9 protein-coding genes are annotated in these 12,333 nt (G+C 51.2%); all 9 read right to left on the reverse strand.

Going from position 1 to position 12,333, the window contains the following annotated elements:
- Window positions 1-30: 30 nt before the first annotated feature.
- A complete protein-coding gene (locus Enr10x_RS30020) occupies window positions 31-1,527 on the reverse strand; it encodes a hypothetical protein (protein WP_197997286.1) in 1,497 nt (498 codons plus the stop codon).
- A 164-nt stretch (window positions 1,528-1,691) separates the two neighbouring features.
- Complete coding sequence (locus tag Enr10x_RS18975; RefSeq protein ID WP_145451023.1) at window positions 1,692-2,342, reverse strand: hypothetical protein; 651 nt, start codon at window positions 2,340-2,342, stop codon at window positions 1,692-1,694.
- A 205-nt stretch (window positions 2,343-2,547) separates the two neighbouring features.
- Window positions 2,548-3,276, reverse strand: a complete 729-nt coding sequence (locus Enr10x_RS18980) for a hypothetical protein (protein WP_145451024.1) — start codon at window positions 3,274-3,276, stop codon at window positions 2,548-2,550.
- 115 nt (window positions 3,277-3,391) lie between these two features.
- Window positions 3,392-4,150, reverse strand: coding sequence for a hypothetical protein (locus Enr10x_RS18985; RefSeq protein WP_145451025.1), 759 nt, complete (start codon window positions 4,148-4,150; stop codon window positions 3,392-3,394).
- 57 nt (window positions 4,151-4,207) lie between these two features.
- Window positions 4,208-4,915: a hypothetical protein gene (locus Enr10x_RS18990; protein ID WP_145451026.1), complete on the reverse strand. Its 708-nt coding sequence runs from the start codon at window positions 4,913-4,915 to the stop codon at window positions 4,208-4,210.
- Window positions 4,916-5,360: 445 nt separating this feature from the next.
- Window positions 5,361-6,302 (reverse strand): hypothetical protein, encoded by a 942-nt coding sequence (locus tag Enr10x_RS18995; protein ID WP_145451027.1) that lies wholly within the window; start codon window positions 6,300-6,302, stop codon window positions 5,361-5,363.
- A 139-nt stretch (window positions 6,303-6,441) separates the two neighbouring features.
- Window positions 6,442-9,927, reverse strand: a complete 3,486-nt coding sequence (locus tag Enr10x_RS19000) for a PVC-type heme-binding CxxCH protein (protein WP_145451028.1) — start codon at window positions 9,925-9,927, stop codon at window positions 6,442-6,444.
- Between the two features lie 66 nt (window positions 9,928-9,993).
- On the reverse strand, window positions 9,994-10,905 hold the full coding sequence (locus Enr10x_RS19005) for an SGNH/GDSL hydrolase family protein (protein WP_145111414.1): 912 nt from the start codon (window positions 10,903-10,905) through the stop codon (window positions 9,994-9,996).
- A gap of 176 nt (window positions 10,906-11,081) precedes the next feature.
- The gene (locus tag Enr10x_RS19010) at window positions 11,082-12,215 is read right to left on the reverse strand and encodes a serine/threonine-protein kinase (RefSeq protein ID WP_232093052.1); all 1,134 of its coding nucleotides are present in this window, start codon (window positions 12,213-12,215) and stop codon (window positions 11,082-11,084) included.
- Window positions 12,216-12,333: the final 118 nt, after the last annotated feature.

The following is a 12,333-nucleotide window of genomic DNA, read 5'->3' on the forward strand; positions in this document are numbered from 1 at the left end:
TCTGCATCCTTGCATCATTATGGGATCGATTTAATCATCATGGGTCCAGTCTTCGGCGAATTTATCAGCAGGAATCTCCTCCGAAAGCTTCAACAGATTGAGCACATACGGCATGTGGCAGGCAAACGCAACATGGTCATTCGCAACAAATCCATCTCCAGCCGGATCCATTAGTTGGCCGAAGACAATTCCAATCACAACCCAGCGAAGCTGATTGCGGACAGTCGCTTTCATCAGCAAAATTGATCCACTGTCCCCTGGCTCCAGAAACTTTTTCGGATAACTCTCAACTCGGATTACGCCCTGCTTGGTACCATCGATATCAACCTCAGTTTCTATCGAAGTAATTTTTCCTTCCAGTATCCTTCCGGTTTTAGCCCCATATTTATAAATCGGAACGTACTGATCTTTGGTTTTAACGATTCTTTTTGCAAAAACGACATCTAACGAAGGATGTACATTCTCCAGGTCTTTAACCAGATAAGGGATCGTGTCATCTTTTAATTTATCTTCCAGAGGTTTGAGAGAGAAGTAGGAAGCATCGACATAGTAACGTCTCCCTAGATCTAAATGATCTGAAACTTTCTTAATGACAGGGCCGACCTCTTGAGAATTAGGATCATCAGATGAAATAATCCTGACGGTTTTATTTAACGTGACATGCCTGTTTGATAATCCAAAGTTTTGCCCATCATTATTCGCAAACACAATTCCCAACGTCCCAAAATATCGCTCAAAGCCCTCATCAGCAATTGGCTGTCCTCCCAGGATTGGTGCATCAGGTGCGACTGGATGTGCCGGGCCATCTCCCGCAGCCAGTCTGCCCACCTCAACCGAAGATGAAAAATGAAAACTGCCTTCACGCACTTTGATCGGCGTCCCATTGATCGCCGGCGGTAATGGATCGATTTTTCTCTTTTTCAGTTCCCCTTCATCCTGTTTCCGGGAAACATTCACATCAAGCACGTATTGTAACGGGGACAGAACCTGGCGGTATTTCTTGCGGAAGCAGATCGCGATACCGGTCACATCTCCATAATCTGTTCCCTGCGATGATTCGTCATCACTCTCCCGCCGGAGTTTTTGCAGTTCAATTTCTTTGCTGAGTAAATCGTATGCGACTTTCGCCTGCTCATACTGGGCTTCGAGTTCGTCCTTACGGGCTGCCATCTCCTTCCGTATCTCTTGATCCTCGATAATCCGCAACAAAGGATAAGGCTGCCACTCGTTGGTCCTGGCGGACGCGAAAACGGTCGATTTTCCCTGCAGAGGATGCTGATCTGCCCCTGTCTGATCTGGTTTGTTTTTCTTAGCAGGCTTCTTTGCGGCTTTTGATTTTGCAGTACTTTTCTTTACCGGCTTATTTTTCTGAGTCGTTTTTTTCTGAGTCGTTTTTTTATTCGCTGCCTTTTTTGCAGGAGCTTTCTTCTTTGCAGCCTTCTTCTTTGGTGCCTTTTTCGCCGCCTGTTTTTTAGGAGCTGCCTGTTTCTTCGCTGCTGCTGATTTTCGGGTAGCTTTCTTTTTCATCGCTCTGCGTGACCTCATCTAAACCAGGTTGACTTCAGATCAGTTGGAATCCAGACACCAGGAACACCTGTCCGTACAGACACGATACATAACAACACAAATCAGCAGCAAGCATAAAATAGAAAATTCAGGGAATTCAGAAAAACTTATATAAATAACAATTCCTACTCCAGCAGTTCCAGAGCAGGTGGCGCTTCCGGACTGAAACGAAGCCCAACCTGCTTGCGAGCAGGAGCGGGAATGATCTGATCAGCCTCTTTGGGCTGGGGACTGGGTGGCAGGATCTGACCAGGTGAAACGGCATGATCTGAGGGGACGGGACAAATCGTGCATTCCCCGATATAGTCTTCGACAAAAGCGTTGACCTCATCTTCCCAGTGGGGGCGTGCCAGATCGAATCGCTGGCAGGCAATGATCGATTTTTCAAATTTCAGATTGCTTGTATCGCCTTCCCCATTAACAAATCCCCCCTTTTCAGGATTTCCATTGCTGCTCAACACCCCCTGGACGGTTTCCAAAGCTGCCCCAACCTGTTGCATCGTCTGTTCCTTAACTTTCGCCTGAATCGTCTTGAAGTATTGGTCATCATCAAACGAGATACCATTTTTTTGATCCTCACCGAGAGTTAATGACCCTCCTGCTGGCCGGACAAAATCGACCAGGAAGACTTTGTCGGTATAAGCCAGTGTTGACTCGACTTCGTATTGAGGAGGAGAAAATGACTGCAGTTTGACGCCATCATTGCCCCGAATCAGCACCTGCTGCTCATAGATAGAGACGACAACATGCGTCGGTACCTTCAATTTAACGGGCACGCCCTTCTGCTTGTGACCGAAGCATTCGACAAACAGAGAATCACTATCCAGTCTCCCCAGGGTCATTGTTTTAAATGACGTACATCCCGCAAGAAACAGAGAAATCAATAAACAGCTTACAAGACCAAAACGCATTAGTGACTCCTTCACTGAATCAATTTTTTATTATCCAAGTACCCCACAACGGAATGTGCCTATGGTGCGTCTACCGCCCCTGGTTCTCGAAACTGGCCTGCTCGACAGGTTTCTGATTGACATAGGTATTCAGGAAATCCATTACATCATCTTCAAAATGTTCGGAATTCAGATCGAAGCGCGACCAGGCAATCACACGCGTAGTCTGGATCAGATTCAATCCTTCGACATTCTGATTTCCTTCTCCAAAACTGTTCAATTTACCCTTGGTAGGAAATTTCTTAATGAACTGGAGCGAAGCTGCTAACAGTTCGGCAGATCTGACTATCGTTTCATCCTGAATATGATAGTGAATCCCTGCTAAGTGACCTTTACCGCTGTGTTCGTAATCCCCAACTTTTCCAGCTTTGATATCAGCATCTGACAGATCATCGTTCTGGAAGGAAAACCCATACGAATTACTGGCTACATTCCCGCGAGGTCCTGCTCCAGGCCGAACTGGATCCACCAGGAAGACTTTTTCTGTGTACTTGACTTCATGTGAAACAGTACGGGTACAGCGACAGGAAGTCACAGGAATCAGTTCCGTCCCTTCCGCCCGCCAGAAGGTTTTTTCTTCCACTGTCAATTCGAGATGAGTCGGCACCCGGAGGGAAACCGGAACACCTTTCAAGTGCTGATCCGGGTTGGCTATCAGCGTATCATCCTCTAACCGGTCATAGGCAGTCGTCTTAATCGAACTGCAACCATTACACAGAACAAACTGCATCAATAATATGGTGGGGATCCAATAACGCATCGAGATCTCCGTTTCTCTGATTTTATTGCTTATGGAAATATTGAATTGTGTTACAACCAACTCAAAGAATACGCTCTGAACTGGAGGCCCGTTCTTCCAATTTCGTATTTTCAGATTACCGTTCCAGCAGTCCGAGTGTGGGTGGAGTCACTGAACTGCTTTCTGTAAGAGCAGCCTTCTGTTCAGTCGGCTTCCTCAAAGTCGCAGCTCCCAGAGGGCATGAACCGCATTCCCCCAGATATTTCCTGACAAAACAGTTCATCTCATCTTCCCAGTAGGGACGTGCCAGATCAAAGCGTTGATACGCGACGATGGACTTCTCAAAATACACATTCGTTAAATCGGGATCAGCAGCCACGAGTTGAGCGGAGGTATTGGCGCCGGTGAGCGTTGCCTTCTTGATTTCAAATCCTCCCACAGTTTCCAGTGCAGTAATCACCTGCTGCATCGTCTGCTCCTTGACTTCGGCCTGAATGGATTTGAAGTACTGTTCATCATCAAATTGTATCCCCTCATCGTTTCTTGTGCCGAACATGTCCAAAGTACCGCCAGCAGGCCTTACAAAATCAACCAGGAATACTTTATCCGTATAGGCCAGATCCGTTTTTACCTCATACTGCGGAGGCGAAAACGACTGCAGTTTTACTCCTTCTTTTCCTCGAATTAATACCTGCTGTTCATAGATCGTTACTGTTACATGCGAGGGGACTTTCATTTTGACAGGAATCCCCTTGCCTTTTCCTTTGCCATGCAGGCCCATGCAATTAACGAATAGAGAATCGGTATCGAGTCTGCCCAGTGACGTCGTATGAAACGAGGTACAACTCGAAGTCGAGCAGAATAAAAGCAATAACAGTACTGGAAAGTAACGCATTCGTGACTCCTTCACTCAGTTCCTACTTGGGAATCCATCCTGGCCAGGCCAGTATTATTATCGTTTACAGGTAGCAGCCACCGGACCGCCAGGTTCACAGGATTTATCGTTGAGATGCTTATTGAGAAATCCCATCACATCCTCTTCAAAATATTCGGAGTTGATATCAAATTGAGACCAGGCCACCACACGAGTTGTTTGAATCACATTCAGTTTCGTGATTTCTTCATTCCCCACACCTAATGGCTTAGCAGTGTTTGTCTGGCCTTTGGCCTTGGCTCCCGAAAACGCATTGACAAAGTTAAGTGATTTATTCAGCAAGGTGGCCGACTCGGTAATCGTCGTATCCGTGATTTTGTAATCCAGTCCTTCGAGTTGCCCGGACCCAGAATATTTTGCAGCTACATCCTTGTCAGTATTACTACTCCTGAAAGTAAATCCATATTCACTTTCTCCAGCCCCTGGGCGAACTGGATCCACCAGAAAGATTTTCTCCGTATACTGAACTGTGGGGATCACATCCCGGGTAGCCCGGCTTGTCGCAACGGGGACCAGTTGCGATCCTTCCACGCGCCAGAAAGTTTTTTCTTCGATCGTCAGTTTGAGATGGGTGGGAACTTTGAGCGTCACCGGCACGCCTTTGAGATGCTGGTCTGGATTGGCGATGAGGGTGTCATCTTCCAGACGATCGTAGGCGGTTGTCTTGATGGAACCGCAGCCTGTGCTCAGTGCAAGCAACAGCGCAGCCGTGATGCAGCAGCGCATAGAGACCTCCGTTTCTCTAATTGATTGAATAAATTTCTTATAAGTGGGAGATGTCAGAGAATCCCCACAGTAATCACAATCAGTATCGGAGGAGTGACATTTTCTTCAGTAGTACACCTGGCAGATGGATCAGATTTTCACCCAACACATCGAAGTGTACAGATACAACTGGAAAGACTGATATAACCGGACTATTGGTAGTAACCGGCACTGAAAACGGCAAGTAAAAACAGTATCTGGACTTAGCAGCCGATCAATCTCAGAGCATTGTCGCCGGAGGATCAGCGGGACCGGGGGCATATGGAAAATCAAATGGTAAACGGCGCCTCTGCTTTGTGAAATCACAGCACACCAGACAGCCAGGGGCAAATTGAATCAGTGTGGGGCTGGATGGAGTCGAACTCAACTCAGTTGAATCTGGATCCACTCGTTGCACAGCTTCCCATTAAAATTCGCGGCCAGTGGGGACACGTTTGGGGCGGGAGGGTTCAACGCGTCGAAAATTGCCATCGACGCGCTCAGGATTAACAGGAGATACTGAGTTTACCTGCACACTCCCGTCAGGAATCCGCAATCGATCTCGTTCGATTTTTTTATCAAAAAGTGAAGGTCCGCCGTTCTGGAAATTGACCCTCACAGTACCATCCTGATAGATCTCTCGTACGATACAATCCTGCCATTCATAAAATGATCCGATTCCCTGAATCCGCATTCCCTGTGACAGGGGTGTCCCCGCTGAAACAGGTGAGTAACCATAGTCAGATGCACCTTTCTTGGCTTGATTCAGCCTCAGTTCATCACGATAACGCCTGCCGATCGTTTGGGAGTTCGTCAAAAGATTATTGACATAATATCCCAGACCGGACTTTTGCCTGAGCTGCTTGATTTCGTCTTGCAGACGCGCTTCGTGCTTCCGGTTCTGTTCGTTATACTTAAACTTGAACGTCAAAAATTCTTCGGAAGTTCGATTCTGTGTTTTAAACACCTGATCGAATTCAAAGGATAATCTTGCCAGTTCTTTGGCAATTTCATTCAGTTGAGGAACGGCTGCTTTTGCCTGATCTTTATCTTCCAGAGAGGCAATCAGTTCGAGCTGCTGATCCTGATATTCCTGCATGCGATTGAGTAGTTGTTCCGGAGACCTGGGCAGGCCTAATGCGCCGCCGATCTCATTCCAGTCCACCATGAAGAGCCCGCCCAACAGCACGATTCCAATACTGGCAATCAGCGCAATTTTTAACAGCGCCGCATGATTCGCAGACTTCTTCCTCTTTTTTTTACCGCTGGTGCCTGATTTCTTCTTCCGCCTGCGGGGCAGCGGTGAATCGGATTCGGATTCACTTTGGGGACGGCGACGACGACGGCGGCGGGGTGGCTGGGAACTCACAACAGGTGACCTGTGAAATAGAACTGTGAATGGATTCAGGTATCGTTACGCAAATCCAGTATATACAACTGTCGCGTCCAGTCAATAACTGCATCAACACCTGCCTGGTCCATTCACAGTTTCATCATCGCACCAGCCGTCACTTCCCGCTGACAATCTGCACCTGTGCGGGAGAATCCGGGGCATCCTTCACTTCCAGTCGCAGCACATCCCGTTCAGGGAGGAGCTCCAGCGCGAACGTCAGTTGATTGATGCCCTTGCTCAGTTCCACTTCTGTTTCCGGCTGCAGCGCGACCGGTTTTTCGCCGATCCACAGCTTCAAACCATCAATCGAGTTGAACTTCAGGATCGCTTTGCCGGGAGTGGTCGCTTCCAGTTCACAACGCAGGAACGCCGCACCCCGAGCCCGCTTCGAAACGTGCAACCTGCCGATCTCATCCAGATGATTCACGGGCAGGTCTCCATCCACGCGACTGTAAGCCGGCTCCCAGACAAATGCCGGGTTCTCCGTGGCTGCGGTCGCATGTCGCGTTCTGCGGATCGCATTCATCGCAGCCGGAGTGTTTTTCATCACCCGCCAGCGACGCACCACGCGTTCTTTACCGACCGTATAAGCATCGGTTTTCCCCAACTCCGACAGGAAGCGAACCAGGTCGACCAGTTCCTGTCGCGTCAGCTTATCCAGCAGCCCAACGGGCATCAGCGAGGCCGCTGGTACCTCTTCATCGATCTGATCCAGCGGGACATTCATCAGGTTGTCATTCGCATCCCGCAGCACCAGTTGGGTGTCGGTCCGCCGCACCAGGACACCTGAGTGCACCTTGCCCTGCACGGTCACGACGGTCACCGCATTGTAATTCTCCTTGACCGCTTTGTTCGGGTCCAGCAGCGAATCGACGATGTAGTCCGGCTGAGAACTTCCTCCCAGACTGATGATATCCGGTCCCACTTTACCGCCGGCTCCTCCAATGGAGTGACATTTCAGACAGGACAGATCCTCGCGCCGGAAGATCGCTTCTCCCCGCTGGGGATTCCCCTTGGTTCGGACTTCCTGAATCAGCTGCGCCATTTCTGCAGGCGAGAGTTTCACCGGCTGCGGTGCACCACTGCTGGAGAGCCCGCCTGCTGCGGCAATCGCTTTATCCAGGTTCGGATTCGAACGCCCGGACGACTGAACCAGCCGACTCAGCTGAATCGCGGTATCCTTGGAGATCGTTTTTCCCTTGAGGGCATTCACCAGGATTCCCGCGCCCCCCTTCCGCTGCAGGAAGATATTCGCTACTGCCGACAGTTGAGCCGGCGTCTCTACGCTGGACATCAGATTCACTGCCTGGATCGCAGCCTGTTTCACATTCACTTCCGCCAGCGCTGCGATCGCTGCAATCCGCAGATCAATCGAAGGATCCGTTTCGCTCAACTTGAGCAACATCACCCGATTCTCATTGCCTCCCAACCGGGCCAGGGCAAACAGACTCGCTTTGCGAAGTTCGACCTGAGTCTGATCAGAGGCAGCCAGTTCTCGAATGGGAGTCTGCAGCGATTCGATCTTCCACAGACCGGCACAGTCGATGGCAGCCTGCTGCACTGCCAGCTGTTTTGAACCAAACAGATGCTGAAGTTCATCAATGTAACCGGCTGGTCGTACTTTCCGGGTCTGGTATGCCTGGGCCAGTGATCGCAGAATCGCCGCTTGTTGAGCCGGTTTTGTTTTGGGGTTCAGTGCCTGAGCAAACAGCTGCTCGAGATCGTTCGCATTCCCGAACTTCGCCATCAGGTTCAGACTGCTCTGCAGCTGACTGTCCGGCATCTCTCCACTTTGAATCAGTTTCGTGATCACCGGAGTGACTTCAGGTGAATTGATGGCCGTCAGCGCAAAGGTCAGTTTGCGGGGATCTTTCTGCAGATCCGACTTGCCTGCCAGCACCTGGGGCAGCCAGATCGCTTTCGTTTCACGGGTCGTCAACCAGAGCGCGTAATCCAGAAATTCATCGACCGGATGATCGAGCGCCTGATAAGCGTCTGTCAGCACCGTGGGCTGATCATAAGCCGACAACGCCCGCACTGCTTCCAGCCGCACTCGGGGATGCTTGTCGTTCGCCAATGGTGCGACCAGGGCGTAGGTCTCGGGCAGTTTGTCTCTCCATTCCCGTGCGACGCGAACGGCGGCGGCCCGGGCCCGACCATCTTTCGCCTGCAGGCATTCCTTGAGCAGTTCCGGCTGCGGGCTGGCAATACATTCAGCGACCCAGAGTCCTTCCAGTCGATTGTGTTCATACTGGGAATCCTGCGGATCCAGATTCTTCAACCAGGTTTTCAGATCGCCTTCGACTTTCTCCCGGCCCCGTTCTCTTAGTACATTCTTGGCATTCTGGCGGGTCCACTCTTCCGGTGCTTTCAGATAGTCCAGCAGTTCCTGATTCGTCGCGCCCACCAGATTCGGACGAGGCAGCGTCGGCTTGCCTTTATAGGTCACTCGCCAGATCCGGCCATGCGTATGATCGCGGCGGGGATCGCGGAAGTCGACTTCGCCATGCTGAATGATGGGGTTGTACCAGTCGGCAATGTAGATTGCACCATCGGGGCCCATCTTGACGTCAATCGGACGGAAGGCAACGTGATCGGTCTTGATCAGCTCCACCTGTTCCCGGGAAACGTACCCTGATTCATTTTCGGTTACCACAAATCGGCAGACCCGATGCCCGCGGAAGTCGTTGGTGATCATGTTCCCCTGCCAGTCCTCAGGCAGATGGCGTCCACTTAGAATTTCCAGACCGCAGTGCTTGGGACTGCCCGGGTTCAGACCTTTCAGAATCCGATCCATGCCGACCGCCGTCACAAATGCGGCTCCCGGGAAGGTGTAGTTGATCCCTTCACCGTAGGCACCGTCGGTACAGAACGACTGTCCCCAGCGATCGAAGTGATGGCCCCAGCTGTTGACCATCCCCCGCATCACCACTTCCAGGTCCATGGCGGCGGGACGATACTTCCAGATCCCGCCCCCATTCAGGCGACGCACTCCATAAGGGGTTTCAATATGGCTGTGAATGTAAATCGACTGATTGAAATACAGATGCCCGCCCGGTCCCCAGCGGAGTGTGTGCAGAATATGGTGCGTGTCTTCCGTACCGAAACCGGCCAGCTCTGTTTTTCGCACGTCCGCTTTGCCATCACCGTCGGTATCTTTCAGATGCAGCAGTTCGGTGCTGTTGCCCACATACGCACCGCCGTCGCCAGGCATGACTGCGGTCGGAATCAAGAGACCATCCGCAAAGACGGTCGTCTTGTCGGCGACGCCGTCACCATCTTTGTCCTCGACGATCAGAATTTTATCGTTGGCGGTTTCACCTGGCTTGATGTGGGGATAAATCTCAGACGAAGCAATCCAGAGCCGTCCCTGGGGATCGAAGTTCATTTGAATCGGTTTGGCAATCTGTGGATCGGCGGCGTAGAGATTCACTTCGAAGCCTTCCGCGACTTTGAACGACTTCCGTTCCAGTTCCGGATCGGGGGGCGGAATGTCGGTCAGATCCCGTTGTGCCCAGCTGGTAGAACCGGTTAACAGGGTCAGCAGACAGGCGAAACAGACAATGAGGCGTTGCAAATTGGGAGCGGCTGAATTTATCACAGAAACGATCCTTTAGAGATCAGATGAGTCTAATAAGAAAGTATCACGAGTCAGACTTTGAGACAGTTACTGATGGGAGACGAGGCGATGGATCTCCGCCTCGTTCTTTTCAATCAGGGGAATGAACTGCGGCAGTTCTTTTGCGTTCTGCCCCTGCTCATGTTTGCGGAAGCCCAGCAGGTAGGTAATGTTCTGCGGGCGCCAGTTGTAAAAATACTGGCGGTTCTTATGAAAGGTTAAATCCCGCACTTTCTGATCTACTTCCGGTGAAAGTGTGATCGGCTGTAATTCCAGATCCGCGGCAATGATCTCGGCTGCTTTCTGGTAGCCGGCTTCGGTCAGATGAATACTGTTCGTCGTCCATTTCAGCCCGGGTGGTCCAGCGGGCTCGGGGATCAGCTGATTGTAGAGATCGACAAAGTAATAATTGCCTTTGTCGGCAATCCGCTTCAGCGAATCGGTGTAAAGTTTCAGATCGCGGTTATGGGCTGCGGGATCGGGCAGTGGTGCACCCTGATTTTCATAGCGATGCGGCGAGACAATCACGATCTTCGCTGCGGTCGGCTTCAGATCAGCCAGCAGTTTGTGCAGCTGGTTCTCAAAAGCCGGGAGTCCCTGTTTACCAGCGAACGCTTCATTGCCGCCGTACCCCAGCAGGATCACAGTTGGCTTCAGGTCTTCGATCTGCTTGATCATCCGCTGATAACCGACAGCCGGGGGATCGAAAATTCCGCGCGAATCTGCCCAGACCGTGTCACCACTCCAGCCCAGATTCCGGAACGAGAGCTTCGCTTCAGGAAAGCTGCGTAATAAAACCTCTTCCCAGCGACCGAACTTTTGTGCCCGTTCGATCATGGTATTACCCAGGAAGATCACGCGATCACCTGATTTCAATTTAAGTGGGGGCGGGGCTGCGCCGGCTGGTTGAATCAAAAAGCAGACACAGAAAAGCAGGCCGGGAATGAGTCGCTGTTTCACGGAGTACCTCTATCGATGCTATGGGGGGGGTAATATATTTATTACGTTAAAATAGCAGGCAGTGCGGGGTACGGCAAATCAGGAATCTCGAAAAATAGCAGGGAATCTGTAATCTCAGGCCATCGGACAAGGCGATATTTATTAGCTTTGTAAATTTATCAGCCCCAGAGATGGTCTCAGGTTTTCAGAGAAAAATCCTGATCGTCATCATCCCCGTCCCAGGCGCGGGTAGTGAACACCGTTGTGCCAGGATCTGCAATCGGTGGATTCATTTCGAAGTAATCGGTCTCGACCTCTTCAATCCATAATCGCAGTTCGTTTTCATAGTCACTGGGCAGATCGCTTTTCACGAGCAGACGGTGAAATTCCGCGGCACCATCTTCACCCAGTTCCGCCGCTTCCGCACTGGGAAAACGCTCTGCCGGGTCGGGATGCACGAGCCGGTGAATCAGTTTCATCAGCGGTTCGCTCAACGCAAATTCTTCCGCCGGAAACCACTGGGGCAGTTGCTGCAGAATATCCTGCTTGGCTTTGACCAGCTCAGCATACTTGAGATTCGCAAAGGGCTGAAATCCGGTGATGACTTCGATCAGAATATAGCCCAGGCTGGCCAGATCGGACTGGGCCGTCGACCGCTTTCCGGAAAGCACTTCAGGAGCTGCATAGGTCGGCGTACAGGCCTGGTTCTCAGGCAGGTTGTTCAAATCGATGGCAGAACCGATATCAATAATTTTGGCATTGCCACTCCGTTTGAGCATGATATTCGCGGGCTTCATATCGCAATGAATAATCTCATTGCGGTGCAACGCTGCCAGCGCGGCCAGACACTCACGCAGGATCGCGACCGCAACTCCCGGTTTGAGCCGGGGCTGCTGCACCCCGCGGGTAAAGACGTTGTTATTCAGCGTCCTCCAGCGGCGGCGGGTCACCTGTTCGCGAATCTGTTTAAACGTGGCGGGAGTGAGCAGGCTCCGCAAGTCGTAGCCGTCGACCCACTCCATTTCCATGATGTAGATCTCGTTCCGCTTGACGAAATTCTGCACTGCCACCAGGTGGTTTTCCTGCACGCGTGCCACCCGCGCAGCGACCTGAGACAGTCGGGCCATTTCAGTCTGATAGACTTCACTGTCGGCATACCGTTTTGGAGAGAACAGCTTGAGTGCCACAGGAATGCTGAACCCGTCTGCACCTTCCCGCGCACTCAGGTAAACCACTCCCTGTCCACCAATCCCCAGGCAGCGCGAAAACTGCCGCTGGTTCCGCCACTCCAGACAATTATTATCGAGTAACTGTCGGTACTGCTTCTCCATCTCAGAGATGGTTGCAGGTTTTGAAGAATCGTGACTAGTCAATGGAAATCCAGAAATCCAGAGAAAGGGGGCGTTCCGATTCATCATGAAAGGGTAACGGCCACAGGAAACTAAACCC

The sequence above is a fragment of the Gimesia panareensis genome, assembly GCF_007748155.1.
Taxonomy (GTDB): domain Bacteria; phylum Planctomycetota; class Planctomycetia; order Planctomycetales; family Planctomycetaceae; genus Gimesia; species Gimesia panareensis.

Excerpts from the sequence above, each read along its gene's own strand:
- Enr10x_RS30020 (WP_197997286.1), bottom strand. The coding sequence starts at position 1,527 with ATGAAAAAGAAAGCTACCCGAAAATCAGCAGCAGCGAAGAAACAGGCA.
- Enr10x_RS18980 (WP_145451024.1), bottom strand. The coding sequence starts at position 3,276 with ATGCGTTATTGGATCCCCACCATATTATTGATGCAGTTTGTTCTGTGT.
- Enr10x_RS18990 (WP_145451026.1), bottom strand. The coding sequence starts at position 4,915 with ATGCGCTGCTGCATCACGGCTGCGCTGTTGCTTGCACTGAGCACAGGC.
- Enr10x_RS19010 (WP_232093052.1), bottom strand. The coding sequence starts at position 12,215 with ATGGAGAAGCAGTACCGACAGTTACTCGATAATAATTGTCTGGAGTGG.
- Enr10x_RS18985 (WP_145451025.1), bottom strand. The coding sequence starts at position 4,150 with ATGCGTTACTTTCCAGTACTGTTATTGCTTTTATTCTGCTCGACTTCG.